Source organism: Kitasatospora purpeofusca (genome assembly GCF_042691725.1).
In the GTDB taxonomy this organism is placed as follows: domain Bacteria; phylum Actinomycetota; class Actinomycetes; order Streptomycetales; family Streptomycetaceae; genus Kitasatospora; species Kitasatospora purpeofusca_B.
Genome location: NZ_CP170483.1, coordinates 8,347,456 through 8,372,930, shown reverse-complemented (window position 1 = coordinate 8,372,930; position 25,475 = coordinate 8,347,456). Strand labels below are relative to the sequence as shown.

Genomic DNA, 25,475 nt, shown 5'->3' with positions numbered 1-25,475 from the left:
CCCGGAGGGACGGGACGGGCGGAGGGCCTCAACCGGTCGCGGGCGCGGCGTCCTGCGGCCGGACGGCGCAGGCCTCGGTCACGTGGTGGCCGGCGAAGGCGAAGAGACTGCCGAGGACGTGGCGGCACACCGCCGCCTCCTTCTCGTTGCGCGGCCCCTGGGCGGCGGCCGGCTGGGCGGCGCTGAGCGGCACGGCCAGCAGCGCGGCGGCGAGCAGCAGAGCGGACCCGATCGCGCGGGCGGCGGATCTGGCGAGTGTCATGGCGAGGGAACCCCTTGTCGGGTGGGCGATGGGACGAGCCATCTCCTACCGCACGCGCCTCCCCGCCGCCCGGACGCTGCGCCGTTGGTGAGCGTGTCCCGGACAACCGGCCGACCCGACCCCGGACCCACCCGGCCGACCCGGCCCCAGCCCCACCCGGCCCCACCCGACCGGGCCCCGCCCGGCCCGGCTCAGTCCCGCGGACAGGACGCGCCGGGCGAGGCCAGCACCCGCGCGGCGCAGCGGTGCCCGCGTGCGGCGGCCTCCCGCAGCCCGGCCTCGCCGGGCCCGGTGCCCGCCGGCCGCACGTCCAGGAAGGCGGCGAGGAAGCCCGCCGCGAAGGCGTCGCCCGCGCCGGTCAGGTCGCGGACCTCGCCGACCGGCGGCACCGGCACGGTGAACGGCCGCCGCCCCGGCACGTCGATCGTGGTCGCCTCCGCGCCCGCCTTGGTGACCACCGTGGTGGCCGCCAGCCGGGCCCGCTGCGGCCCCGGGCGGCCGTCGACGAGCAGCCCCAGGTACGCGGACTCCTCGCGGTTGGCGAACAGCAGGGCGGGCGCGAGTCCGGCGGCGAGGGCCAGGAAGCGCTCGCGGCCGAAGCCCTCCAGCATGCCGGTCGACGAGGCGTCCAGCGAGGTGGTGCCGCCGGCCGCCCGGACCCGGCGCAGCGCGTCGACGGCGGCCGTGCCGACCGGTTCCCCGTCGAAGGAGTAGGCGGGCACGTGCAGGTGGGTGAGTCCGTCCAGCCAGGTGTCCGGGACGGTCTCCAGCAGGGTGGCCGCGCCCCGGTCGGGGAGCATGGTGCGCTCGCCGGCGTCGTCGATGAGGACGACGACGCTGCCGGTCCTCCCGCGCCGCGCGACCCGCACCTCCACGCCGTGGGCCGCCAGTTCGTCGGTCAGGCCGTGCCCGGCCGGGTCGTCGCCGACGCAGCCGAGGAACCTCGTGGGGCACTGGTCGGCGGCGAAGGCGGCGACGTTGGCGGCGCTGCCGCCGCGCTGCCGGAAGACCCGGGCGGCGGAGTCGGTGCCGTGCCGCAGCGGGCCGGCCACCCAGACGACGATGTCCTCGACGAGGTCGCCGAGCACGCCGAGCACCGGTCAGCCCTCGCTTCGGGCGGCGGCCAGCGCGGTGGCGATCTCCCCGCCCAGCCGGACGTTGCCCCGGTAGACCTCGACGTTCACCTCCAGGCTGCGGCCCTGGGTGTCGCGCTGGATGAAGTCGAGCAGGAACGGAGTGGAGGCGTTGCCGGTGATGCCCCGGCGCTCGGCCTCGGCCCAGGCGCGGGTGAGCAGCGCCTCCAGTTCCTGCGGCGGGAGCTGCTTGTCGGGGTCGACCGGGTTGGCGATGAGGACGGCCTGCGGCAGCCGCAGGCCGTCGCGGGCCTCGATCACCCGGGCGGCCTCCTCGGGGGTGTCGACCCGGTAGGCGATCGCGTGGCCGGAATCGGTGACGTAGAAGCCGGGGTAGCGGCGGGTGCGGTAGCCGATGACCGGGATGTTGAGGGTCTCGAAGCGCTCCAGGGTGGCCCGGATGTCGAGGATCGACTTCACGCCGGCGCTGATCACGGTGACCGGGGTGGTGGCCAGGGTGACCAGGTCGGCGGACTCGTCGAAGCTCTCGGAGGCGCCGAGGTGGACGCCGCCGAGACCGCCGGTGGAGAAGACCCGGATCCCGGCGCGGTGCGCGAGGAAGGCGGTGGCGGCGACGGTGGTGCCGCCGTGGCGGCCGAGCGCGGAGACCACCGGGAGGTCGCGCAGGCTGGACTTGTCCAGGTCGTCGGACTCGGACAGCTCCTTGATCTGCTCGGTGGACAGGCCCACCGTGGGCACGCCCGCGAAGACGCCGATGGTCGCCGGGACGACGCCGGCGGACCGCAGCCGCTCCTCCGCCTCCAGCGCGACCTCCAGATTGCGCGGCCGGGGCAGCCCGTGCGTGAAGATCGTCGACTCCAGGGCGACGACGGGGGCGCCGGCGGCGACGGCCCCGGCGACTTCCTCGGAGATGCGGATGGGCAGTCCGGTCATGGCGGTGTGCTCCCTGTGAGGCTGCCACCACGGTGTGGCAGGGGTGGCTTCAGCGTAGGGAGCGATCAGATCGGGATCCAGAATGAATACCGGCCCTTCTCATAGGCTTTCGGCTATGAGTCTCACCCTGCGCCAGCTGGAGGTCTTCCTCGCGGTGGCCGACACCCTGCACTTCGGCCGGGCCGCCGAGCGGCTGCACATCTCCCAGCCGACGGTCAGCCAGGAGGTCGCCCGGCTGGAGCGGGCCGTCGGGGTGGAGCTGTTCGACCGCAGCCGCCGGGCGGTGCGGCTGACCTCGGCCGGGGAGGTGATGGCCGCCGAGTCCGCCGCTCTGCTCGACCGGGCCGACGCGCTGCTGGCGCGGGTGCGGCTGCACGAGGAGGCGCGGCTGGGCACGGCGCGGATCGTCGCCTCCCCCACCGTGGTCAACCGGCTGCTGCCGGCCGTGGTCAGCCGCGCCGAGCGCGAGCTGCCGGAGCTGGTACTGGCCGAGCTGTCGGTGGACACCGGCCGGGTCTCGCCGACGCTGGCCGCCGAGCTCGCCGACATCGGCCTCGGCCGCTTCCTCGACGACGTGCCCGGCTACCGGCGGGAGCGGATCGCCGACGAGCCGGTGCGGGTCGCGCTCAGCCGGGACCATCCGCTGGCCGGGCGGGAGGCCGTCCGGCTGGACGAGCTGGGCGACCTGCCGCTGCTGCTGTGGCCGCGCGAGCAGAGCCCGCGCTACTACGACCATGTGCTGGCGCTGTGCGCCGAGCACGGGGTGGAGCCGCCGGTGCTGGTCGGCCCGGCCCGGATCGTCGGCTCCCGGCTCTACCTGCTGGCGCAGAGCCGGGCGTTCTCGCTCGTCCCCGCCTCGATGACCGGCCACCTCACCGGGGACGTGGTGACCCTGCGGGCGGCCGGCCGGGCCACCCTGCCGCTGGAGCTCCAGTGGCGCCTGGACGACCGCCGCCCCGCCCTCGCGGCGCTGCGCGAGCTGATCCGCGAGGAGGCGGCCGCCCTGGAGGCGTGCTGAGCACCGGACGGCCGACGCGTGCCGGGCGGCCGACGCCTGCCGGGCGGCCGCCGCAGCGCCGTCAGAACAGCAGCGACCAGCTGTTGACGGTGCCGGGGAAGTAGCCGCCGACGTCGGTCACCCGCAGCCGCCAGACCCCGGCCGCGGTGTGCGCGGAGGCGTCCACCCCGTACACGCCGACCAGGTTCGAGTAGGCCTCCCCAATGTTGGTGTCGTGCAGAAGGAACACCGCGCCGTCCGGGGCCACCAGCTCGACCTTGAGGTCGCCGCGCCACCAGTAGTCGATGTCCACGGAGACATCGAGGTCACGGGGCGCCTTGCCGGGGACCCCGGTGACGGTGACGGGCGACTCGACCGTGCCGACCCCCTCGAACGGCACCGGGCCCGGGGCGGCGAACCGCGGGCCGCGCGTCCGGTTGGGCACCGTTCCGGTGTACAGCAGGCGGTCCGGGGAGCCCGTGCCGAGGCCGTGCAGCGCGCCGACGGTCGCCGCCGAGGTCAGCGCCGCGGACACCTGGGCGGGGGTGGCGCTCGGGTGCGACGCCAGGTACAGCGCGACGGCGCCCGCCGCGTGCGGGGCGGCCATCGAGGTGCCCGACATGCCGATGCCCAGACCGCCCATGTCGACCACGTGCCACACCGAGGTGATGTCCACCCCGGGCGCGTAGAGGTCCACCAGGGGGCCGTAGTTGGAGAACGAGGCCTGGACGTCGTCCCGGTCGGTCGCGCCGACGGTGATGGCGCTCGGCACCCGGGCCGGGGAGTGCTCGCTCGCGTCCACGCTCTGGTTGCCCGCGGCCACCGTGTAGGTCAGGCCCGTCGCGATGGACCCCGCGACCGCCGCGTCCATCGCCGGGTCCGGGTCGCTGCCCAGGCTCATGTTGACCACGGCCGGGCGGACGGCGTGCTTGGTGACCCAGTCGATGCCGGCGACCACCTGCTCCGTGGTGCCCTCGCCGTCGTCGTTCATCACCCGCACGGCGACGATCCTCGCGGCCTTGGCGACCCCGAAGGACGCGCTGGCCACCGTCCCCGCGACGTGCGTGCCGTGGCCGTGGCCGTCCTCCGCGACGTTGTCGTTGTCGATCGCGTCGTAGCCGTACGAGGCCCGCCCGCCGAACTCCTCCGCGGTGATCCGCACCCCGGTGTCCACGATGTACGCCGTCACCCCGGCGCCCGCCGTGTCCGGGTAGGTGTAGCGGTCGTCGTACGGGATGCGGCGCTGGTCGATCCGGTCCAGGCCCCAGGAGTCCGGCGCCGTCTGCACGCCGTCGGCCCGCACCCGGCGGTTCTGCGAGACGAGCGCCACCGACGGGTCGGCGGCCAGCCGGCGGGCCTGTTTCGCGGTGAGGTCGGCGGAGAAGCCGCGCAGTGCGGCGTCGTAGCTGCGGCGCACCGTGCCGCCGTAGGAGCGGGCCAGCGCCGCCGCACCGTCCGCGACCGAACCCGCCGCCGAAGCGGTGGGTTCGAGTACGACCAGATAGCTTCCGGGGACGGCGGCCGGCGAGCCCTCGCCCTGCACCACCCCCTCCGGGACCGCCGCCGAGGCGGGGAACACCCCGCCGGCGCCGATCGTCAGGACCGCGGCCGTGCCGAGCACCGCGCAGACCCTGCGCAGACGTCGCCCTGGACCCATCATCCGACCCCCTCCGGTATCGACCTGTCCGCAAAGACTGACTGACCGTCAGATTCCTGGCAACCGGCGGCCGTTGTGCTTCGCCGACGACCGGTCGGGGATCCGCGCGGGACGGGCGGTGCGCGGTGCGCCGAGACTGACACCGCACCGGGCGGTGCGCTATCTTCCGTACGGAATCGCCCTGTTGGGGCGGGGTTGCCGACCGGGTGGGGGCAGGCACCATGCACAGCGCACGCGACGTGACGGGACCGGACGGGGAACCGGGCAGACCCGGCGCCGCCCGGACCACCCCCTTCGTGCGCGGGCCGTTCACCGGCCTCGACGCCGTCGACCTGCGGGAACTCGGGCGGCTCGGCACCCGGCGGGTCTACGCGCCGGGCGAGGCCCTGATGATCGAGGGCGAACCGGGCGACCGGGCCGCCCTGTTGCTGACCGGGTGCGTCAAGGTGGTCGCCGCCACCGAGGACGGCGGCGAGGCCCTGCTCGCCGTCCGGCTCCCCGGCGAACTCCTCGGCGAACTGGCCGTGCTGGACGGCGAGCCGCGCTCGGCCAGCGTCCTCGCGGTGCGCACCAGCACCACCCGGGAGATCGGCGGCCCGGCCTTCCTGGACTTCCTCGCCGACCGGCCCGCCGCCGCCCTCGCCGTCCAGCGCTCGGTCACCCGCAAGCTGCGCTCGGCCACCCGCCACCGGGTCGACGCCGGCCACGGCACCGGCCTGGCCCGGCTCGCCCGCACCCTGCACACCCTGCTCGGCTCCTACGGCACCCCCGTCGAGGACGGCCTGCGGATCGACGTCCCGCTCAGCCACGCCGACCTGGCCACGCTCGCCCGGCTCTCCCCCGCCAGCGTCGAACGCTCGCTGCGCACCCTGCGCGACCAGGGCGCCGTGCGCACCAGCTACCGCGAACTCGTCGTCCTCGACCGGGACCTGCTCGCCCGGGCGGCCGGCGTGCCGCTCCCGCCGGACGGCGGTGGCCGGTCATGAGCGGCGCGACGGCCCCCCGGCTGCGGCGGATCTGCCTGGTCGTCGACATCGAGGCCTACGGCGGCCGGCCGTACCGGGTCCAGCAGAAGGTCCAGGAGCGGCTGGACCGCGCGCTGGACCACGCCTGCGACCGGGCCGGCGTCCACCGGTCGCGCTGCGAGTCCCAGGACCGGGGCGACGGCCAACTGCTCCTGCTGCCGCCCGACGTCGACGAGGCGAAGGCGCTGCCGGGCCTGGTCCTCGGCCTGCGCGACGCGCTGCACACGCTCAACCGGGCGCCCGGGGCGTCCGGTCGGCTGCGGATCCGGGCGGCCCTCGCCCAGGGCGGGGTGCAGCGGGCGCCGCTGGGCTACGTGGCCCGTTCGGTGGAGACGGCCTGCCGGCTGCTGGACTGCGCGCAGGCCCGGGCCGCGCTCAAGGACACACCGGACACCGACCTGGTGCTGGTGGTCGCCGACGACCTGTTCACCGACGCCTTCGCGACGGGTGCGGGCGGAGTGCCCGTCGAGGAGTTCACCGAGATCACCGTGGCGATCCCGGACAAACGCTTCAAGGCGGGCGCCTGGGTGGGCACGCCCCGCTCGGGCGCCCTGGTGGCCCTGCCCTCGCCCGCCCCGCCGGGCTCCCGCCGCCGGGCGGCGGGCTCGGCGCTCCTGCACGGCCTCGGCGACGGCCTGCTCGGCGCCGCCCTGGGCGCCACCCCGCCGCACGTCCCCCACGACGACCCGCCGCAGCACCACGAGGACGGCGGCGGGGACGCCTGGCACGACGGGCACCACGTCCACGACCGCCACCACGGGCGCGACGCCGGGCAGCAGGCGGACCACCGGCCGGACCACCACGACGACGACCACCACCACGGGCAGCACCACGACGGCTGGGACACCGACGCCTGGACCACCGACGACCCGCGCCACGAGGACACCGACACCTACGACGACGACCAGCACACCGACGACGGCCACGGCGGCCACCACGGCCACGACCCGCACGACGGCTCGTCGGACCACTGGTGGCACGGGCCGCACCACTGAGGTGCTCCCCGGGTCGATGACGAACGAAGCACCGCGCCGGCCCGCACCGGCGCGCTAAGGTGGTCGGCACTGTCACGGGGAACGGGGAACGGGGGTCTCGGGTGCCCGAGGCGCAGTCCGAAGCGGAGGAAGCCGAGCCGGTCGACGATCTCGCCGCGCTGGCACGGGAGTTCACCAGGGCGATCGCCCGCGAGCAGGAGCTCGCGGAGCGGCGGGAAGCACTGATCGCCCGGTTGCACACGGAGCTGGAGCAGCTGCGGCGCGGCGAGGTGGAGCGGGCACTGGATGTGGTCCGCCACCCCTTGATCCGCCTGCACGACCAGATCCTGCGGCAGGCGGAACTGCTCGACTCCCCGCTGACCGTGGACGAGCTGGGTGTGCTCCTGCGCGCGCTCGCGGACGAGACGGCGGACGCCCTGGCGGGCACCGGCGTCGAGCGCTACACGGCCCGCGCGGGCGAGCCCTACGACCCGGCCCGGCACCGCCCGGTCGGGCGGGACACCGCTTCGGCGCCGGAGGAGGACCGCACGGTCAGCCGCGTCGTCTCCGCCGGTTTCGCGGCCAGCGACCGGGTGGTGCGCAAGTCCGAGGTGTTCGTGGCCCGTTGGGAGCCCTGACGGCCCCGCGCTCCTTCGTTCCTGTTCGGCGAACCCCCTGGGAAGGGACCGCATGGCCGTCTACGGCATCGACCTCGGCACCACCTACTCCTGCGTCGCCTGCGTCGACGACGTCGGCAGACCCACGGTGCTGCGGAACCTGGAGGGCTCCGACACCACCCCCTCGGTGGTGTACTTCGAGAGCGCGGACAGCACCGTCGTCGGCCAGAGCGCCAAGGACGCGGCCGTGCTGGACCCGGAGCGGGTGGTCCGGCTGATCAAGCGGGACATGGGCGAGTCGGTGCTCCGCGCGTTCCACGGGCGCGAGTTCACGCCCGAGGAGGTCTCGGCCCGCATCCTGCGCAAGCTCGCGGACGACGCGCGCGTCAGCGGCGGGGCGGAGGTGCGGGACGTGGTGATCACCGTGCCCGCGTACTTCGGGCTCGCGGAGCGCGACGCGACCCGCAAGGCCGGGGAGATCGCCGGCCTGCGGGTGCTGGACGTCGTCGCCGAGCCGGTCGCCGCCGCGCTCGACTACGGGGTGCTCGACACCGACGCCGGGCGCGACCGCTCCGTGCTCGTCTACGACCTGGGCGGCGGCACCTTCGACACCACCGTGCTGACGCTGCGCGGCACCGACCTGAAGGTGCTGTGCACCGACGGGGCCAAGGAGCTCGGCGGGACCGACTTCGACGACCGCATCGTGATGCACCTGGTCGACGCGTTCCGCGCCCGGTTCCCCGAGGTCGACGACCCGTTGGCGGACCAGCACTCGGAGACCCAGCTGCGGCGGGACGCGGAGGACGCCAAGCGGGCGCTCTCCTTCCGCGAGCGCTACACCGTCCGCGTGATGCACCAGGGCCGGGTCGCCGAGGTCGAACTGACCCGCGAGCTGGTGGAGGAGCTCACCCGTGACCTGCTCGACCGCACGGTCGAGATCACCCGGCGCACCCTGGCCCTGGCCCGCGAGCGCGGGGTCGGGCACTTCGACGAGGTCCTGCTGGTCGGCGGCTCCACCAAGATGCCCGCCGTGGCGCAGCGGCTGCGCGAGGAGTTCGGCTTCGAACCCCGGCTGCACAACCCGGATCTGACGGTCGCGCGCGGCGCCGCGCTCTACGCCCTCGACCGGGCCCTGACCATCGTCAGGAGCGGTGAACTGCCCGCCGCCGAGGCCCCCGACGTCCCCGACACCGGCCGGATCACCCGGCAGGCCTACCAGGTCGCGACGGTGGCCGCGCGCGGCTACGGCATCCGCGTGCTGGACGTCGGGACCGACCGCGAGTACGTCACCCATCTCGTCCACGCGAACGACGCCCTCCCCGCCGCGGTGACCCAGGACTTCTACACCGTCCGCGAGGGCCAGCGCCGGGTGCGGATCCAGGTGATGGAACAGGCCGGCGCCGTCGAGTCCGAACAGCTCGACCACAACACCGTGGTCGCCGAGGGCGATCTGGACATCCCCCCGGGGAAGCCCGCGCGCTGGCCGTTCGCCTGCGAGTTCTCGCTCGGCGCCTCGGGGCTGCTGGAGGTCGTCGCCACCGAGCGCGAGACGGGCCGGCGCCTCGAACTGTCCGTGCAGATCGGCGGCATGACCGCGGCGGCCGTGGACGAGGCCAGGGTCGCGCTCGGCCGCGAGCAGATCACCTGACGGCGGCGGGACACCGGCCGAGATGGCGTTCGACGAGGCACGCTACCTGCGCGAGGTGCTCGACCCGGGCCTGCCGGTGGACGAGGACCTGCGGCACCGCTACCAGCTCCCGGCCGAGCTCACGGCGGCCGGGGTCGACGAGGCGGTACGGGCCGCCCGGGCCTGCTGGCGGCGCCACCGCACCCGGCTCAAGTACCTCGCGGTGATCGAGGAACTGGAGGCCGGCCACCTGCCGCACCAGGCCGTCTTCGAGGCGGCGCGGGGCGGCGACCTCGCCCCGCTGCGCGCGGCCGTCGCCGAGCAGGGCCGCCGCGCCGCGGCCGCGCGGGACGAACTGCTCGCCACCCTGCGCGAGGCCGCCGGCGGCCTCGGCCTGATCACCCCCGCCACGCTGGCACGGGCCGGCGCCGTCCACCGGGTGGCGCCCGCCCTGCTCGACGAGGCCCTGACCGCCCTGTCCGTCACCGTCGCCGCCGCGGACCCGCTCCCCCGCGACCTGCCGCACCCGGCCTACGCCCGCTGCGCGCGACAGCTGGCGGTCCTGCGCCTGCGTCACCTCGCCGACTTCCTGACGGCCGGCGCCCCCGGCGAGCGCGCCGACGCCCCGGTGCGGCCGTTCACGGGCCCCGCACCGACCGAGCGCGCCCTGGAGGCGGCCGCGCTGCGCTGGGGCCGGCAGCCGCACGGCGCCGCCCACACGGCGGCGCAGGCGGTGGCCGCCGCCGCGCGCAAGGTCCTCGGCGACCGGGGCCCGGAGGGGCTGCGGGCCGTCCTGCTGCACGAGCTGGCCGAGCCGCTCCGGGCCCGGCGGGCCGCCCACGCCGGGGCGGGGACCCTGCTCGTCCACGCCGAGCAGGGCCTGTCGCTCGCCGCGCCCGATGCCCGGCGGCTGGTCCTGGCCGTCCTGGACGAGCCGGAGCCGGACCCGGTCACCGCCCGGCTCCGCGCGCTGGTCGCCGACGGGCTGCTGGCCGAGGCGGCGGCGGTGCTCGACCGGCTCCCGGAGCAGGCGCTCCCGCCGCAGGCCGCGGCGCCGGCCGCGCACGTCCGCGCGACGCTGGCCGAGGCGCGGCGGCTCGGCGACCTCGCCTCCGGGCGCCGGGTCACCGACCCCGACGAAGCCTGGGCGCTGCTCGACCGGGCCGAGGCGCTGGTCCGGGACCTGCCCCGGATCGACGAGGTGCGCCGCTCGCTGCCGGTCCGTCCGGTCCCCCGGGTGAGCGCGGCGGCGGACCGGACGGGCGTGCTGGTGCAGTGGGAGCCGACCCCCTCGACGGCCGGATGGCCGGAGTACGTGGTGGTGCGCCGCGTCGACCGGGCGCCGCGCTCGGTGGCCGACGGGACGGTCCTGGAACCGCCCGCTCCCGGCGCGACCTCGCTGCTGGACACCGGGGCGCCGGTGAACGCGGCGGTCCACTACGGGGTCGCGGTCCGGCGCTCCGCCGAGCCGCACGGGCTCTACTCGCCGCTCGCCGTCTGCGGACCGGTGTGCCACCGGCCGGAGGTCGGGTCGGCCCGGCTGGAGGCGGACGACGGTGTGGTGAGCGGCAGTTGGCGGCTCCCGGCGGGCGCGGAGGCCGTGCGGGTCACCCGCCTCGCCGGCCCGGACGACCCGGACCGTTCGGAGGACGCGGACCGTCCGGGCACCCCGGACCCGCAGGGCGTGCCGGTCGCCGCCCGGGCGGACGGGTTCACCGACCGGGGCCTGCCCAACGGCCGCCCCCACGGCTACCGCGTCCAGGCGCTCTACCGGGAGGACGACGGCAGCGTGACGGCCACCGGGGGCCTGGTGCTCAGCGCCGTCCCGCTCGCGCCCCCGCAGCCGGTCACCGCCCTGGTCGTGGCGCCCGCCGCGGACGACCCCGGTCTGTTCGAGGCCCGCTTCGAAGAGGCCGGCCCGGAGCCCGCGCGGGGCGAGGTCCGTCTCTACGCCTTCGACGCCCGGCCCCCGTGGCCGGTCGGGCAGCTCCTGCGCCCGGCCGCGCTCACCGCCCGGGGCACCCGGCTGACGGCCCGGCCGGTCGCCGGCGGCCTGCGGTTCCGGCCCCCGCGGCGCGGCGCCGTGGTCGTCGCGGTCACGGTCGCCGGCGAGCGCGCCGCGATCGGGGCGAGCGCGCCGGTGGTGGCCGTCCCGGAGCTGCGGAACGCGGCGGTGACCCGGAGCGCGGGCGAGGCCGTGGTCACCTTCGACTGGCCGCCGGACGGGCCCGGCGAGGCCGAGGTGCGCTGGCGCGTCGCCGACGGCCCGCTCCAGCGGCGTACCGTCACCCGCCTCGGCTACCTGCACCGCGACGGGGTCCGGCTCCCCGTGCCGCACGGCGCGGCCGCCGAGGTCGACGTGTGCCCGGTCGGCCGGGCGGACGGCCTGCGGGCGTCCGGCCCGCCGGTCCGGCTGGTCCTGCCGGCCCGGATCGAGGTCCCGTACACGCTCACCCGCCGGGGGCTGCCGGGCCGGCGTTCGGTGCGGGCGGTCTTCCGGTGCGCCACCGAGGTCCTGGTGCCGGGGCTGGTGCTGGTCGGCTCGACCGGGCCGACCTGGCCGCTCGCCGCCGGTGACGGCGCGACCCTCGCCGAGCTCGGCGCCGTGCGGATCGGCCCCGGCCGCCCCGCCGTGCTCACCGCCCGGCTGCCCCGGGGCCGTTTCTCGTGGGTGCGCTGCTTCACCCTCGGCGAGGAGGTCGTGCTGGTCGATCCGCCGGTGCGCCGGCTGCGGACCGGCGCCCGACGGGCGGAGGACCGGTCGTGATCCGCCCCGGCCGTCGCGGCGCCGTCCGGATCTGCCCGTCCTGCCTCCGGCGGGTCGGCCGCGCGGACATCGTCTTCCGGTGCGCCTCCCGGCCGCACCCGTGCACCGGCGACGGCCGGCTCGCCCTCGCCGATCCGCGCGCGCCGTCCGCCGTCTGCGGCGGCTGCGGGCGGACGACCTCGCGCCGCCACTGCCGCCGGTGCGGCGAGCGGCTGCCCGAGGGACGCCTCGGGGAGCCCGCTCTGATCGTCGCGGTCGCGGGAGCGGCCGGCAGCGGCAAGAGCACCTTCCTCGCCGTGCTGCTGCACGAACTGCGGCACGGCCTCGGCGCGGAGCTGGGCGTGGCCCTGCTGCCCGGCGACGACCGGACGGAGACCGAGGTCCGGCAGCACTACGAGCGCCCGCTCTACGAGGAGGGGCGTGAGCTGCCCGCCCGCGAGCCCCACTCGGGCTCCCGACCGCTCGTCCACCGGCTGAGCCGCCGACACGGCCGGCGCGAACGCTCGCTGACGCTGGTCCTGCTGGACACCCCGGCCGGCGCCGCCGGGCCGGACCTGGCGGCGGCGGACGCGGTGGTGCTGCTGCTCGACCCGCGGGAGCTGCCCGGCACCGGGCTGCGCCCGGGCGGGGGCACCCGGTCGGCGGAGGTCCTGGACCGGGAACTCGACGGGCTGCCCCGGGCCGCCGACGGCCGGATCCGGACCCCGGTCGCGGTCGGGCTGACCAAGCTCGACCTGCTGGCCCCGGTACTGGCGCCCCACTCGCCGCTGCACCGCCGCCGCTCCCCCGGTGCCGGGTACGACCCGGTGGACGGCTCGGCCGTGGACGCCGAGCTGCGGGCGCTGCTGGAGCTCTGGCAGGGCGGCGGGAGCGCGCACCGGCTGCGCGAGGCCCGGGCCGACCACCGGCTCTTCGCGTTCTCCGCGCTCGGCGCCGCGCCCCGGTCCGGCGCGACGCCGCCCGGCGGCCCGCGTCCGCACCGGGTCGAGGACCCCCTGCTCTGGTTGCTGCACCGCTCCGGCTTCCTCGGAAGGACGGGGCGGGCGTGACCCCGGGGCGCGGCGAGACCGGCCGTCGGCGCCCGACGGCGCAGGAGTGGGGCAACCTCGTCCTCGGCCTGCTGCTGCTCCCGGTGCTGCTCTGGTTCGGGCTCCTGTTCGCAGCCGCCGGCGTCGCGCTGCACTGCCTCGTGATCGTCCTGCCGCGTCTGCTCCGGTGCCATCTCCGGGCCCTCCGGGGGGCGTTCGGCGCGGGCGCGCCCGCGCCTACGAGCAGCGGCCCCGCCCGGGAGCCGTATCTGCACCGGGCCGGCCGGCAGGCGCTGCGGGCGGTGTGGCGCGGCCTGCGGGAGGCCTACGCGGAGGAGTTCCGGGCCGTGCTCAGGTTCGGTCCCGGGCTGCTGCCGCCCGAGGGCCGGTCCTGGGGGCGCACCGAACGGCTCGCGAGCCGCTGCCTCGGCGGGCTGCTGTGCCTCCTCCGGGGCTTCAGCGCGGGCACGGCCGTCCTGGTGTCGGCGCTCCTCGCGCTGCCCGCCCTGGCCGGCCAACTGCTCGTCCGGACCGTACTGCTGGCCGCCTTCCGGCTCTGGTGGACGGCCTGCCGGGCGGTCGACCGCCTCGGCCGCCGGCGGACCGGCGCCGCCGCGGTCTGCCCGCATCCGGCCTGCGGCCGCGCGATCGAGCTGCCGGACCGGCTCTGCCCCGGGTGCGGCACGCGGCACCCGGGGATCGCCCCCGACCGGCACGGCGGCCTGCGCCGCACCTGCCGCTGCGGGGTCCGGCTGCCCGCCGGCACGCTGTTCGGCGCCTGGCGGCTGGAGGCCCGCTGCCCGCACTGCTCCCGACCGGTGCCGCCGGGCGGCTCGCCGGCGCGGGTGGTGCTGGTCGCGGGGGCGCGCCGCTCGGGGCGCAGCACCGTCGTCCGGGGTGGGTTCGCGCACCTGGCCGGGGTCGTCGGGCCGCTCGGGGGGCGGGTCGGCAGCGCGCTGCCGGGGACGGCCGCGGCGGAGCTGTCCGGGCTGCGCGGCGGGCGGCGCACGCTCGTACTGCTCGATCCGCCGGGCCCGGTGTTCGAGGAGCAGGGCGGCCTCGACGCCCTGGACGGCCTGCGCCGCGCACACGGCCTGGTGCTGGTCCTCGACGCGCTGACGCTCCCGTCGGTGCGGCGGGCGCTGGCCGGTGCCGGCCCCACGCCGCCGTCCGCGCCCGGGTCCGTCCCGGCCGCCGAGCGGGTGCTCCGTGCCGTCGGCGCCCTGCCCCGGCGCCGCCGACCGCGGCGGATCGCCGTGGTCCTCACGCGTGCCGCCGCGCTGGGCGGCACCCCGGCCGGTCCGGGGCCCGGGGACGACGGCGACCGGGCCGTGCGGCGGTGGCTGGAGGAGGCGGGGGCGGGGAACCTGGTCCGGCTGCTCGACCGGGCCGGCGGGCGGGCGCGGTTCCGCGCCGACGGCCCGGGGGCGGCGGCGGGCCCGGCCCTGGGCGAGCTGCTGCTCTGGACCGCCGGGGTCCCCGCCGCGCCCCGGCGCCTCCCGGCCCCGCGCCGCCTGCGCCCCGACGGCGGCCCCCGCGTCCGACGCTCCGGCCGGGCGGGCCGCGCACGGCGGGCGCTGCTGCTCTCCCATCTCGCGGGCCTCGCGGTAGTCCCGGTGGCGCTCGCCCTGCTGTTCACCGGCTCGCTGCCGCCCACGGCGGCGTTCGGGCTGCCCGCTGCCGTCGACCGGTGGCTCCGTCCGCTGCCGGACTTCGCCCACGAGGTCGACCTGGCCGCCTACCGGGCGGACGGTTCCTGGCCGGCCTTCTCGGCCAGCTACTCGGCCGCCGGGAGCAGCCCGGACGGTCCGCGCGACGGGCAGGGCGGCCACTGGTCGACGTACGGCAGCCCGAACGCGGCCATGCCCGGCGCGGCGAGCACCGAGGAGATGGCGAACTGGCTGCAGCGGGAGGAGTGGTTGCAGATCGACTTCGGGAACCCGGTCCCGGTCTCCCGGATCGAGCTGGACATGGAGCCCGGCGGCCTCGCGATGGCCACGGTCCGGGCGCTGACCGCCGAGGGCACCTGGGTGGACGGGGGAAAGGAGCAGGTGTCCAGCGACAACATCCTGACGGGACGGAACCGGCGGTTCGCGATCGGCCGCACCACGTCGGCGATCAGGATCGTCCCGCTCGTCCTGCCCGGGCAGGAGGGGGCGCGGGTCACCCGGCTGCGGATCTGGTCGCCCTCGACCACGCTGGTCCGGCCCCGCCTCGCCGGAACCGACCTGCGGCTGACCAACACCGCGCACCGGGACGTGTCGATCGAGGTGCTCCCACCGGCGCTGCCGCCGGGCTGGCGGGCCGAGCCCGGCGCCGCGCCCCCACGGCGGCTGGCGGCCGGCGCCACCGCCACCGTCGGCCGGCACCTGACCGCCGACCCCGGCGCCCGGCCCGGCCCGATCGCCTACGCGGTCCGCGTCACCGAGGACGGCCGCACCGCGACCGCCATCTGCTTCGCCCTGCTCCGGCCGACACCGGCGGGGCCCCGCGCCGAGCCCCTCACCTGCGACCCGGCCTGACCTCCGGTCCGCCCGGGGCCTTCGGATTTCTTCGGGTGCGTACCGGGGCCGTCCTCGGAACGCGGGGGTCCGAACGTGTACACCAGGGGCGGCAACTCCCCGTCCCCGCAGGTCCTCCGGCCACCGACCCGTCCCCGTCCCCGTCCCCGTCCCCGACGAACCGGCCCACCCGGGTGCTCCGCGACCACGCACCCGGTCACCTCCATCGTGCAGGGAGTCCTGACCATGTGGAAGTTCATCATCGACCTGACCGAGCGCACCGTCGCCACCTACGCCACGGCCTTCCTCGGCCTCCTGCTGGCCGACACCTTCGACCTGACCTCGATCGGCGCGCTCAAGGCGGCGGCGGTGGCCGCGCTGCCGGCCGCGCTGAGCGTCCTCAAGGGCGCGGCGGCGAGCCGTATCGGCGACCCGCACTCGGCCGCCCTGCTGGCCCGCGGCCGCGACTGACCGACCCGGCCCGGCCCGGCCCGCGAACCACGCGCTGGCGTCCGCGGGCGTCGCGGTGGACGCGATCACGGCCACCGCCACCGCCACCGCCACCGCCACCACGGAGGCTCCCGACGAGGCGTCAGCGCTGCCGGCAGTGCGGCCACCACCACCACGTCGACGTACGACAGCGCCGACCGGATCACCGACCCCGGCTGCCGGTCGGCAGCCGGGCCACCACTCGCTACGGCCGGCTCGGCGGCAAGCAACGCTCCGCCGAGGCCCAGGACGGCATCGTCCTCATGGGCACACGCCTCTACAATCCGGCCACCGGCCGATTCCTCTCCAGGTGATCCTGGCGCTTCGCGCTGGCGGCCAACCCCTTCTGATATCGGGGCTTCCCTAGAAATCCATGGCGGCCCGCCGGTCATCCGGCGGGCCGCTTCCACTGACGAGGAGATCACCATGACAGCGGACACGGCGGGAACGGAGTCCTGGTACGCGGTCCGGTGCGTATTCCAGTGGGACACCCCCGGCGCTCCCCTCTACGAGGAGCGGCTGACCCTCTGGCAGGCCGGCTCGGCGGACGAGGCCATCGAGAGGGCGGAGGACGAGGCCGGCACATACGCCGACGACAACGGCCTCCGGTACCTGGAACTGGCCCAGTGCTACACCCTGGCCACGGACGGACGCCCCGGTGACGGGGACGAGGTCTTCTCACTGCTGCGCGAGAGCCAACTCGGCCGGGAGGACTATCTGGACCACTACTTCGACAGCGGGACGGAGCGCCAGGGCGCCGTCGCCGAGGAGTGACACCCAGCGGGCGAACCGCTCGTGGACGGTCTGCCACGGCCCGTACCGGTCCGGGAGATCACGCACGACTCACGGCCGCCAGCGGCCGCCGGAGAGGTCGGCCAGCGCCTCCTCGATGTCCGGGGGAACGGACGGGCCGACGCCCATCGGCTGGACCAGGTACCACCCGTCCCGGCCCCGGAAGCGCGCCGGGGGGACGGGCGCGCCCGGGCCCGGCCGGACGTGGATGCCGTGGACGCGGGCGTCACGGCCGCGGCTGTGGACCCGGCGGACCGCCACCTCGTCCACGTCGCGCCACTCGTAGTGGCAGGCGTGCCGGCCCCATCGGGCGGCGATGAAGGTGTCGGTGATGTGCAGTTCGAACCGCCGCCGGGGCAGGAAGCGGATCAGCATCAGCAGCAGGCCGATCGCCGGCAGCCCCACCAGCGGCGCCCAGGACTCCAGCCGGTCCCAGGTGCCGCTCACCGTGGTCCGCACCAGGTGGAGGGCCATCAGGGCGCCGAGCGGGCCCCAGTGCGCGAGCATCACCTCCCGCGTCCGGCCGGTGAGCAGGTACGAGGTCGGCTCGCGCCGTACGGTGAGGCCGCGCCAGGTCGAGGCCGGGGGCGGGGACGTTCCCGTGCGGGGGCCGGTCACACCGGTCGTCCGGCGGGGTGCGGGGATCCCCGCCGTCCCCGGACCGCCGGAGGCTCCGGGGTGTCCCGGGCCCGCCGTGGCGGCCAGGTGCTGCTGGAGGCGCAGGTTGCGGAAGCGGTACGTCCCGGCGGTCCGCTGGAGCAGGCCGGCCCGGTGGGCGTCCCGCAGGAACGTCATCAGCGCCCAGGGCACCCGGTCCGCCAGCGCCAGCGAGCAGCGGGCCAGCAGCCACCGGCTCCACGGGCTGAGCAGCAGGAACATCGCGCTCGCCCCGCACCAGGCCGCCAGGGCGCCGGCCCAGCTCCCCTGCGGATGGGGCCGCGACCAGCCCAGCAGTTCGATCCCGGCGGCGATCAGCGGCGCGAGGACGACCATCGTCAGCAGGACCGCGGTCCGCTCCGACCGCAGCAGCGCGTCGGGGGTCGCGGCGTCCACGGTGTCCGAGGGCGCCGCCAGCACGATCATCAGGTAACCGGGCAGCAGCAGGCCCACCACCAGCATCAGCCCCGCCGCCGAGGGCGCCAGGAACTGGAACACGCCCAGGGCGAGGATCACCGGCGGCCCGCCGATCACCACCGTGAGCCGCCAGGCCCGGCCCAGCCTCCCGTTGCGGCCGGCCGAGCGGAGGGCGCCGGCGAACCGCAGCGGATCGGCGCGCCGCCGGGGCGTCGTGCTGTCGTCCCCGAACCAGGCCCGCCCGGCCATCCGGACCGCCCCCGCCATGGTGACGCTCAGGCCCAGCGTGCTGCCGAAGCCGAAGATCCGGTCGGTGGAGTCCTGGACGAGCCCCAGCGCCAGGTCGATCAGCACCGACAGGGCGATCCCCACCGCGATCAGCACCGGGACCGCCAGCGCCCGCGGCAGGGGCGCGCCGAACAGGCGCCACCAGGCCAGTTCGGCGGTCCCCTGGCGGCTCATCAGCCGGGCGAGGTGGGACAGCCAGACCCGCGCCCGCTCCGCCTCCCACTGCCGGGGCGGATGCAGGCGGTCGGGGCCCGGCGGCAGCTGCGGGAACGACGCGGGCACGATCCGGTCGAGCAGGTGCCGTTCGACCTGCGCGGCGGTCGCGAAGCGCGTGCGGTCCACCAGCTCGCCCGGGTCCGTCGGCGCCCGCTCGTACCCCCGTCGCACCAGCCACACCATCAGCGGCGTCGACAGCGCCCGGCTCACCGGGCTGTTGGGCTCCGAGCGGAGCTCGGCCAGCAGCGGCGCCCACTGCCCGGCGCGCGACGGCTGCCGGGCCTGGCGCAGGTAGGCCGCCACGTCGGCGGGGTCGAGCGGCAGCGCCTCGATCGCCGAGTCCACCCGGAGCACGTCCCGCTGCGCCGCCACCAGCGCGCGGTAGGCCTCGCTCCGGCAGATCAGCACTACCCCGCCCTCCTGGCCCAGTTGGCGCCCGAGGGCGGCGAGCACGGCGATCCGCCGGTGCTCCGGCAGCTCGTCGAGGCTGTCCAGGACGGGCAGCAGGCGCCGCTCGCTCACCAGCCGGCCGGCGGGGTGGAGTCCGTCCACCCGCGGCAGACCGGGGTGCTCCTCCTCGATCCGGCCGATCAGCCAGTCGTGGAAGTTGACCCGCTCCGCGTCCCAGGACTCCAGCGACAGCACGACGGGCACCGGGACGTCCTCGCCGCGGGTGAGCCGGCGGGCGAGCAGTTCCAGGGTGAGCAGCACAGCGAGGGTCGTCTTGCCCGCGCCGGCCCCGCCGAGGATCAGCAGACGGCGGTGGTCGAGCCCGAGCAGGGCCTCGGCCATCGTGCCGACCCGGTCGCCGCGCCCGCCGAGTTCGGTCCCCGGCCCGAGGGCGGTGCGGCTGTGCACCCAGCGGACGGCCAGCGGTTCGGGGTCGGCCATGTCCCAGGCGTCGGCCTCGGCCCGCCACTGGTACAGCAGGCTGCGGGCCAGCCGCTCCTCGGCGAGGCCGAGGGGCGTCGCCGGCGGTACGGGCGGGGGCGGCACGGTGAGGTGCAGCTCGCCGTTGAGCACGCCGATCTGGACCAGGTAGTGCACCGTGCTGTCGGTGACGATGTTGCGGATGTCCGTGGGCCCCTGGCCGCGTTCGGATTCTGTCACTCCCCCGTCCCGCCTCTGTCGACCCCTGCCGCGCCCGTCCTTTGTACCAGCACCGGCCCGGTCCGCGGGGTCAGTGGCCGCCCTTCGGCTCGGTGCAGCCGCCGTCCAGGTAGTACCCGTGGGCCTCCACCGTGACGGGCTTGCCGAGGCGGCCGGCGACGCACGGGCCGGCGCCCGGGACGCTGACCTCGAACGACACCTCGCCGCCCGCGACTTGGAGCTGTACGCTGCCGGCCGGGTAGCCGAGGGACGCCAGGAGGCCGCGCACGTCCTCCTCGGTGAGCGGTGCCCCGGCGCGGGCCCTGACCGCGTCCGCGATGCGCTTGCTGTGCGCCTCGCCCCGGCAGCGGTCCACCGCGCTGAGGACCGCCATCTGCTTGTACATCGAGTTCTCGGCGTGCTTGGCCGCCCACCAGTCGGGCGACTCGGTGGCCGTGGCGCCGGTGGTGGGGCTCGGCCGGGCGGACGCGCAGCCCAGCGCCGCCACCTGGGGGAAGAGCCGGTCGTGCTCGGCGACGCCCTTCCGGACCACCTCGGCGTAGTCGGGCGGGGCGGAGGCGGGCGCGGTGGACGCCGTGGACACCGTGGACGCCGTGGGCGCGGTGGACACCGCCGTCCCGCCGCCGCCGGCACCGGTGCTGCGCACGCTTCCGCACCCAGTCACCGCCACCGCCCCCGCCAGCACTCCCGCTGCCGCCACCACCGCCAGACGCCTCATCAGCCCGCCCTCCCCGGTCCGACCCGCACCCCGCAAGGGCGCTTCGTACGGCGCCCATCATGCCGGACGCCCTCGTCGGGCCGTCGGCGGGAGCCCCCGGTCACGATCCGCACCGCCGACGTGGCCGGTCAGGAGCCCAGGTAGGTGAGCACGGCCAGCACCCGGCGGTGGTCGTCGGGGGCCTGCGGCAGGTCGAGCTTGGTGAAGATGCTCGCGATCCGCTTGGACACCGTGGCCTCGGTGACCACCAAGCGGCGGGCGATCGCCGCGTTCGAGCGGCCCTCGGCGATCAGCGCCAGCACCTCGCGCTCCTTGGGGCTGAGCCGCAGCAGCGGGTCGTGACGGCGGGTCAGCAACTGGCGGACCACCTCCGGGTCGACCACGGTTGCGCCCCGGGCCACGTCCGTGACGGCGGAGGCGAACTCCCGGACCTCGCCGATCCGGTCCTTCAGCAGGTAGCCGGTGCCCGCGCCAGCCTCCCCGGCCGCCATCAGCTCGGCGGTGTAGCCCTGCGAGACGTACTGGCTGAGCACCAGGACGGGCAGCCGCGGGTCCTCGGCGCGCAGCCGGCGGGCGGCGCGCAGACCGTCGTCGGTGTTGTCCGGCGGCATCCGGACGTCGACGACCACCACGTCCGGCCGGTGCTCGCGGACGGCCGCGACCAGGGACGGCGCGTCGCCGACGGCGGCCGCCACGGTGTGGCCGAACCGTTCCAGCAGCGAGACCAGACCCTCCCGCAGGAGCACCGAGTCCTCGGCGACGACTACGCGAAGTGCGGGCACGGGATCTCCACTCGCAGGACGGTCGGCCCACCGGCCGGGGACCGCAGGGACAGGGTGCCGTCGATCACGGCGAGGCGGTCGGTGATGCCCAGCAGGCCGGTCCCGGCGGCCGGGTCGGCGCCGCCGGCCCCGTCGTCCCGGATCTCCAGCACCAGCCCGCCGGGCACCGCACGCCCGTGGACGGCGGCCCGCCCGGCACCGCTGTGCCTGACCACGTTGGCCAGCGCCTCGCAGACCACGAAGTAGGCGGCGGCCTCGACCTGGGCCGGCGGGCGTCCGGGGAGGTCGATGTCGACGTCCACCGGCACGGCGGAGCGGCCCGCGACATCGCGCACCGCCGGCTCCAGGCCCCGCTCGGCGGACAGGTCCTCGGCAGCGCCGAGTACGCCTCGCGCACCGACTCCGAGGACGACCGCCTGGTGGGGATCTTCCTGCTGATCCTCATCGGCATGTCGCTCGGCTACACCTGTCTCGCCGTCGCCAACACCCTGCTGATGGCCACCGCCGAGCGGGCCGCCGACTTCCGGGTGCTGCGCCTGTCCGGCGCGACCCGGCGCCAGGTGCTGCGGATCGCCGCCGCCGAAGCGGTCCTGGCGGTCGGCCTCGGCACCGCCCTCGGCCTGGCCGTCGCCGTGACCACCCTGCTCGGCGTCCGCTCCGGCCTCTCCGCCCAGCTCGGCACCCGGGTCGAACTCGCCCTCCCCTGGGGGACCATGGCACTCACCGTCGGGGTCTGCCTGCTCCTCGCCGTGCTCGCCGGCGTGCTGCCGGCCCGGGCCGCCCTCCGCCGCCCCGGCGGAAGGCCGCTGTCCGGATAGCGGAGTGCGGTGGTGGACCACCGGAGTGACGAATTCGACCCTGGGACCTGGCGCAGCACCTCGTCCGCGCCGGGTCCCAGGACCGTTCCCGGGCCCCGGCGCGGACGGGCTCGCACCGGTCCGCTCGCGGACCGCACGGCGGGCGAAAGTCGCGCGCCTCTGCCCGTCCCGGCGACACCGATCGCCATGAGCGGTTCCGCACTGCCTCGACCGACCGCCGCCCCGAGCCGCTCGTTCGGCCGGCGCGCTACTGAGGACGGGCGCCGGGCCGGTGGTCGTCGCAGAACCAGCCGCCCGGGTAGAGGCGGGCGGCTGCTCCGCAGCGGGCGCCGCGGCCCGCGGTGCAGAGGTCGCGCACGAGCGGTGCGATGGGCGGCCTGGTGAACGGGCGCGGGACCTCGACGGCCGGTGGCCCGGGTCGGTGGCGGTGGACGTCGCGGCGCGGGCGCGGGACGGTAGTGCCCCGGCGCGGGGGTGTGCCGCGGTCCGCGGTGCGGTGGCCGGCGGCCAGGGTGCCGCCGTTCTCCAGGAAGGCGTCGAGGTCGTCGGCGCGGGCCCAGAAGCGGCGCAGGCCGCGGCCCGATCGCAGGGTGAGCGGCAGACAGGAGCCGGCGACGATGTCGCGCACGAGGTCGTCGAACTGCCGGGGCCTGGGGTCCCAGCGCGGATGGCGTCCGCCACAGCTGCCCCGCCGGCGCGAGGGGCAGGGCGTCGGCATCCGCTCGCACTGCTCCAGCGCCAGGGTCCTGACGCCGCCGCGGACGAGGAGGTGGCGGTCGTCGCGGATGGCGGCCGCGGGCAGGTCGTCCGTGCGGGTCCAGTGGACGGCGTCGATCAGCGGGGCCTTCGGGTCGACCGTGTGCCAGACCGACGTGATGCCGTCGGCGCGAGCGGCGGCGTCACGGTGCCGCGCCGTCGCCGCCGTGATGTAGGCCAGCTGCGGCTCGAAGCCGTACCGCCTGCCGTCGGCACCGGTGACCAGCACGTCGGTGCGCCGTCGCCCGTCGGCCCCGACCGCCTCCGCCTCGGCCGGGTGGCCGGCGCTCTCGGCCACCCGGAGGTAGCGCTCCTTGTAGGCCTTCTGCTCGTCGCTCTCGCCGTGGTACCGGCGGTGGCGCGGGTTGTGGTGGGCGGCGATGCGCACGCCCCGGCGCTCGAAGACGTACATCCACGCGGAGACTCCGCGGGTGGCGAGGCAGTCGGGGCAGTAGAGGCCGCGCCGGTGGACCGGGCGCCGGTCGGCGAGCAGGCGCGACCACAGACCGGGGTGGCCGGGGTGCCCGAGGTCGTCGCGGTCGAGGTCGAGGGTGGCGTTGACGAGCGTGCAGAAGACGGGGTTGCGCGGCGAGGCCTCGCCGTCGAAATCGTCCATGGCATCTCTTCTCTGCCCTCGCCCACCGGAGGTAGGCTCGGGCGCAAAAGGGACCGCAGCTGTGATGCCAACGCGCGCACGTCCCCGAATGCCTCCGAATTCCGAGAACCTCCGGACGGTTGTCCTGAATCCCACGACGCATTCCCGGAATTCCTCGCGACATTGACGATCCCTTCGCGACGGCCGCCGCGTTTCTCATCGATTGCCCGGTATGCGGTGGCCCGGAACAGGCCACCGCACCCGTGTGAGGGGCAGTCAGGCGGGCGGGGTGGCGAAGTAGAGGCCCTCGCACAGTTCGCGGGCGATCCGTGCGTAGCGGCCGACGTCGCGCAGGGGGCCGTCCTCCAGGCGGCGCCAGTCGCGGGCGGCGCGGGCCGCCGCGCGGCGCAGGTCGGCGGGGGTGGTGTCGGGGGGCAGGCGCAGGCGGGCGGCGGGGGTGCGGCCGGTGGCGAGGGCGATCAGGGCGGCGGCGGCGTCCTCGTCGAGTTCGAGCCGCTGCCCGGCCACCGCGGCCAGGGCCCGGGCGAGTTCGTGGCGGCGCAGCTCCGGATGCCGGCGCAGGTCGCCGATCCGGGTGCGGGCCTGCCGCAGGACGTCGGCGGGCAGGCCGTCGCCGGTGCCGAGGGCCGCCTCGACGGCGCCGAGGGCGGCGGCGGAGCGCAGCGCATCGGCGGCGTCGACGAAGCGCAGCCGCAGGTGCTCGACCACGGCGGCGATGCCGGAGGCGGCCCGGAACTCGGCGAGCAGGGCGGCGGCCCCGATGGTGCGGCCCTCGGTGCGGGCCCGGCGGACGGCCGTCAGGGCGGTGTCGACGCCGTAGACGCCGAGCAGGCCGAACAGCCGCTGCCGTTCGGGGCGGGTGAGGGGTGCGCCGTCCCAGTCGAGGAAGCGCCGCCCGGAGTAGAGGGCGCGGCGCAGTTCGGCGGCCGGGGCGTCGGCGAGCCGGCGCACCAGGGCGGCGTCCGGTTCGGTGAAGTCGTCGCCGAGGGCGGTCTGGGCGAGCAGGCCGACCACCGGGAGCACCTCGTCCACCAGACCGGCGAGCCGGCCCGCGTTGGTCGCCGCGACCTGCCGGGCGCGCGGCCAGGGGTCGCCGTGGCCCTCGCCGAGCAGGTCGATCCGGCTGAGCACGCCGACGGCGTTGAGCGCGGTCATCCGGCCGTCGGCCTGGGCGCGCAGGGCGCCCAGCGCCTCGGCGTCGCCCGCGCCGGGGTGCGGCATGACGTAGATCATCGCGTCGGCGCGGGCGAGGGCGTCCAGCGCGGGCCCGTCGAGGCCGCTGAGCGAGTCCAGGCCGGGGGTGTCGACGAGCACGCAGTCACCGGCGGGCCGCAGTCCGGCGGCCTCGACGACGACCTCGGCGATCTCGTCGGCGCTCACGCCGAGGTCCTGGGGGTCGCGGGGCAGGCCGCCCGCCTGCCAGTGGGAGGTGCCGTCGCGGCGCCGGACCTGGAGCCGGTTGAGCCGGCCGGGCCGGAACCAGGCGACCACCGTGGTGCACTCGGTGGCCGCCGAGGCGGCGAGCCTGCGGCCGAGCAGGGCGTTCACCAGGGTGGACTTGCCCGCGTTCATCCGGCCCCCGACGGCGATCCGCAGGGTCCGCTCGGCCAGCCGCTCGTGGACGGCCCGCACCGCGTCGGCGGCCGGGCCGGGCGGCAGCCGGCCGGCCAGCTCGGCGCAGAACGCGGCCACCACCGGCGCGAGTTCGGCGCCGTGCGCCGGGACGGTCACCGCGCGACCGCCCGAGCGGGCGCACCGGCCGGCGGGGCGGTGCCGCGCGGCCCGGGCCCGCAGGAGACCGCGACCGTCCTCCCCCGCACCCGCCCGCCACCGGCGGCCGGTTCCCCCAGCGGGGCCATCGCCGCCCGGGCGCGCCTCCAGTCGGCCGGGCCGGTCACCAGGTCGGCCTTGGTGTGGGCGAGGACGACCGGCAGCGGCGTCCGCTGCTCGGTGACGGCGCGGTGCGGCAGCGCCACGGTGCGGCGCACCTCTTCGTGGGAGTCGGGGTCGGCGGCGAGGCGATGGGCGTCGGCGGCCGAGCCGGTGAGCGCCCCGCCCCGGTCGTCGGTCCGGTGGAAGCCGAGCACCTCGCCGCGCCCGTACCGCAGCACGGCCGCCGGCTCGGTGCGCCGCGAGGACGGCGGCGGGTGGAGGCCCTTGCGCAACCGGCGTCCGGTGCTGGTCAGTTCGTCGGCGGTCCGGCGGTCGGCGGTGACCAGCCGGAAGCCCCTGCGGTCGGCCGCGAGGTGGGTGTACATCGCGGCGAGGTAGCTGCTCCTGCCGGCGCTGCTGTGGCCGAGGGCGACCACCCGCGGGTTCATCGGGTCCACCCGG

General features: G+C 76.9%; 22 protein-coding genes. 11 read left to right on the top strand and 11 right to left on the bottom strand.

Annotated features, from left to right (window positions below; all coding sequences use genetic code 11):
* Window positions 1-28: 28 nt before the first annotated feature.
* From ACFCLZ_RS36125 to ACFCLZ_RS36115, 3 genes are all read right to left on the bottom strand, one after another.
* Complete coding sequence (locus ACFCLZ_RS36125; protein WP_380282134.1) at window positions 29-262, bottom strand: hypothetical protein; 234 nt, start codon at window positions 260-262, stop codon at window positions 29-31.
* Window positions 263-453: 191 nt separating this feature from the next.
* On the bottom strand, window positions 454-1,359 hold the full coding sequence (locus tag ACFCLZ_RS36120; protein ID WP_380282133.1) for a carbohydrate kinase family protein: 906 nt from the start codon (window positions 1,357-1,359) through the stop codon (window positions 454-456).
* Between the two features lie 3 nt (window positions 1,360-1,362).
* Window positions 1,363-2,289, bottom strand: a complete 927-nt coding sequence (locus tag ACFCLZ_RS36115) for a pseudouridine-5'-phosphate glycosidase (protein WP_380282132.1) — start codon at window positions 2,287-2,289, stop codon at window positions 1,363-1,365.
* Window positions 2,290-2,404: 115 nt separating this feature from the next.
* Between ACFCLZ_RS36115 and ACFCLZ_RS36110 the strand changes: the two genes are divergently transcribed.
* Entirely contained in the window at window positions 2,405-3,307 is a 903-nt protein-coding gene (locus ACFCLZ_RS36110; RefSeq protein ID WP_380282131.1) for a LysR substrate-binding domain-containing protein, read from the top strand.
* 61 nt (window positions 3,308-3,368) lie between these two features.
* On the opposite strand, the gene ACFCLZ_RS36105 is transcribed toward ACFCLZ_RS36110, so the two are convergent.
* Window positions 3,369-4,907 carry a S8 family serine peptidase gene (locus tag ACFCLZ_RS36105; protein ID WP_380282130.1) on the bottom strand — a complete coding sequence of 513 codons (1,539 nt, stop codon included), beginning with the start codon at window positions 4,905-4,907 and terminating at the stop codon, window positions 3,369-3,371.
* A 257-nt stretch (window positions 4,908-5,164) separates the two neighbouring features.
* Between ACFCLZ_RS36105 and ACFCLZ_RS36100 the strand changes: the two genes are divergently transcribed.
* The 9 genes from ACFCLZ_RS36100 to ACFCLZ_RS36060 all read left to right on the top strand — a co-directional run bounded on the left by ACFCLZ_RS36100 (window position 5,165) and on the right by ACFCLZ_RS36060 (window position 16,745).
* Entirely contained in the window at window positions 5,165-5,929 is a 765-nt protein-coding gene (locus ACFCLZ_RS36100) for a Crp/Fnr family transcriptional regulator (protein ID WP_380282129.1), read from the top strand.
* Window positions 5,926-6,963 carry a hypothetical protein gene (locus ACFCLZ_RS36095; RefSeq protein ID WP_380282128.1) on the top strand — a complete coding sequence of 346 codons (1,038 nt, stop codon included), beginning with the start codon at window positions 5,926-5,928 and terminating at the stop codon, window positions 6,961-6,963. The genes ACFCLZ_RS36100 and ACFCLZ_RS36095 overlap by 4 nt, the downstream gene beginning before the upstream one ends.
* 101 nt (window positions 6,964-7,064) lie before the next feature.
* Window positions 7,065-7,580, top strand: coding sequence for a nucleotide exchange factor GrpE (locus ACFCLZ_RS36090; RefSeq protein ID WP_380282127.1), 516 nt, complete (start codon window positions 7,065-7,067; stop codon window positions 7,578-7,580).
* Between the two features lie 52 nt (window positions 7,581-7,632).
* Window positions 7,633-9,207 carry an Hsp70 family protein gene (locus ACFCLZ_RS36085; RefSeq protein WP_380282126.1) on the top strand — a complete coding sequence of 525 codons (1,575 nt, stop codon included), beginning with the start codon at window positions 7,633-7,635 and terminating at the stop codon, window positions 9,205-9,207.
* A gap of 22 nt (window positions 9,208-9,229) precedes the next feature.
* Window positions 9,230-11,953: a hypothetical protein gene (locus ACFCLZ_RS36080; protein WP_380282125.1), complete on the top strand. Its 2,724-nt coding sequence runs from the start codon at window positions 9,230-9,232 to the stop codon at window positions 11,951-11,953.
* Window positions 11,950-13,002: a hypothetical protein gene (locus tag ACFCLZ_RS36075; protein WP_380282124.1), complete on the top strand. Its 1,053-nt coding sequence runs from the start codon at window positions 11,950-11,952 to the stop codon at window positions 13,000-13,002. Before ACFCLZ_RS36080 ends, ACFCLZ_RS36075 begins: the two co-directional genes overlap by 4 nt.
* Window positions 12,999-15,503, top strand: coding sequence for a hypothetical protein (locus ACFCLZ_RS36070; protein WP_380282123.1), 2,505 nt, complete (start codon window positions 12,999-13,001; stop codon window positions 15,501-15,503). The genes ACFCLZ_RS36075 and ACFCLZ_RS36070 overlap by 4 nt, the downstream gene beginning before the upstream one ends.
* 225 nt (window positions 15,504-15,728) lie before the next feature.
* Window positions 15,729-15,953, top strand: coding sequence for a holin (locus ACFCLZ_RS36065; protein WP_380282122.1), 225 nt, complete (start codon window positions 15,729-15,731; stop codon window positions 15,951-15,953).
* Between the two features lie 444 nt (window positions 15,954-16,397).
* A complete protein-coding gene (locus ACFCLZ_RS36060; RefSeq protein WP_380282121.1) occupies window positions 16,398-16,745 on the top strand; it encodes a hypothetical protein in 348 nt (115 codons plus the stop codon).
* A gap of 69 nt (window positions 16,746-16,814) precedes the next feature.
* Here ACFCLZ_RS36060 and ACFCLZ_RS36055 read toward each other — a convergent pair whose 3' ends face one another.
* The 4 genes from ACFCLZ_RS36055 to ACFCLZ_RS36040 form a co-directional block, all read right to left on the bottom strand.
* Window positions 16,815-19,451: an NACHT domain-containing protein gene (locus ACFCLZ_RS36055; RefSeq protein ID WP_380282120.1), complete on the bottom strand. Its 2,637-nt coding sequence runs from the start codon at window positions 19,449-19,451 to the stop codon at window positions 16,815-16,817.
* A gap of 70 nt (window positions 19,452-19,521) precedes the next feature.
* On the bottom strand, window positions 19,522-20,097 hold the full coding sequence (locus ACFCLZ_RS36050; protein WP_380282119.1) for a hypothetical protein: 576 nt from the start codon (window positions 20,095-20,097) through the stop codon (window positions 19,522-19,524).
* 200 nt (window positions 20,098-20,297) lie between these two features.
* Complete coding sequence (locus ACFCLZ_RS36045; RefSeq protein WP_380282118.1) at window positions 20,298-20,951, bottom strand: response regulator transcription factor; 654 nt, start codon at window positions 20,949-20,951, stop codon at window positions 20,298-20,300.
* Complete coding sequence (locus ACFCLZ_RS36040; protein ID WP_380282117.1) at window positions 20,933-21,286, bottom strand: sensor histidine kinase; 354 nt, start codon at window positions 21,284-21,286, stop codon at window positions 20,933-20,935. The genes ACFCLZ_RS36045 and ACFCLZ_RS36040 overlap by 19 nt, the downstream gene beginning before the upstream one ends.
* An 84-nt stretch (window positions 21,287-21,370) precedes the next feature.
* Here ACFCLZ_RS36040 and ACFCLZ_RS36035 point away from each other — a divergent pair, with 84 nt between their 5' ends.
* Window positions 21,371-21,769, top strand: a complete 399-nt coding sequence (locus tag ACFCLZ_RS36035) for an FtsX-like permease family protein (RefSeq protein ID WP_380282116.1) — start codon at window positions 21,371-21,373, stop codon at window positions 21,767-21,769.
* Window positions 21,770-22,016: 247 nt separating this feature from the next.
* Here ACFCLZ_RS36035 and ACFCLZ_RS36030 read toward each other — a convergent pair whose 3' ends face one another.
* The 3 genes from ACFCLZ_RS36030 to ACFCLZ_RS36020 all read right to left on the bottom strand — a co-directional run bounded on the left by ACFCLZ_RS36030 (window position 22,017) and on the right by ACFCLZ_RS36020 (window position 25,471).
* Window positions 22,017-23,141 (bottom strand): hypothetical protein, encoded by a 1,125-nt coding sequence (locus tag ACFCLZ_RS36030; RefSeq protein WP_380282115.1) that lies wholly within the window; start codon window positions 23,139-23,141, stop codon window positions 22,017-22,019.
* A gap of 255 nt (window positions 23,142-23,396) precedes the next feature.
* Window positions 23,397-24,872 carry a dynamin family protein gene (locus ACFCLZ_RS36025; RefSeq protein WP_380282114.1) on the bottom strand — a complete coding sequence of 492 codons (1,476 nt, stop codon included), beginning with the start codon at window positions 24,870-24,872 and terminating at the stop codon, window positions 23,397-23,399.
* Window positions 24,869-25,471, bottom strand: coding sequence for a hypothetical protein (locus ACFCLZ_RS36020; RefSeq protein ID WP_380282113.1), 603 nt, complete (start codon window positions 25,469-25,471; stop codon window positions 24,869-24,871). The genes ACFCLZ_RS36025 and ACFCLZ_RS36020 overlap by 4 nt, the downstream gene beginning before the upstream one ends.
* Window positions 25,472-25,475 lie beyond the last annotated feature (4 nt).

Excerpts from the sequence above, each read along its gene's own strand:
- ACFCLZ_RS36125 (WP_380282134.1), bottom strand. The coding sequence starts at position 262 with ATGACACTCGCCAGATCCGCCGCCCGCGCGATCGGGTCCGCTCTGCTG.
- ACFCLZ_RS36115 (WP_380282132.1), bottom strand. The coding sequence starts at position 2,289 with ATGACCGGACTGCCCATCCGCATCTCCGAGGAAGTCGCCGGGGCCGTC.
- ACFCLZ_RS36110 (WP_380282131.1), top strand. The coding sequence starts at position 2,405 with ATGAGTCTCACCCTGCGCCAGCTGGAGGTCTTCCTCGCGGTGGCCGAC.
- ACFCLZ_RS36100 (WP_380282129.1), top strand. The coding sequence starts at position 5,165 with ATGCACAGCGCACGCGACGTGACGGGACCGGACGGGGAACCGGGCAGA.
- ACFCLZ_RS36095 (WP_380282128.1), top strand. The coding sequence starts at position 5,926 with ATGAGCGGCGCGACGGCCCCCCGGCTGCGGCGGATCTGCCTGGTCGTC.
- ACFCLZ_RS36085 (WP_380282126.1), top strand. The coding sequence starts at position 7,633 with ATGGCCGTCTACGGCATCGACCTCGGCACCACCTACTCCTGCGTCGCC.
- ACFCLZ_RS36080 (WP_380282125.1), top strand. The coding sequence starts at position 9,230 with ATGGCGTTCGACGAGGCACGCTACCTGCGCGAGGTGCTCGACCCGGGC.
- ACFCLZ_RS36065 (WP_380282122.1), top strand. The coding sequence starts at position 15,729 with ATGTGGAAGTTCATCATCGACCTGACCGAGCGCACCGTCGCCACCTAC.
- ACFCLZ_RS36060 (WP_380282121.1), top strand. The coding sequence starts at position 16,398 with ATGACAGCGGACACGGCGGGAACGGAGTCCTGGTACGCGGTCCGGTGC.
- ACFCLZ_RS36030 (WP_380282115.1), bottom strand. The coding sequence starts at position 23,141 with ATGGACGATTTCGACGGCGAGGCCTCGCCGCGCAACCCCGTCTTCTGC.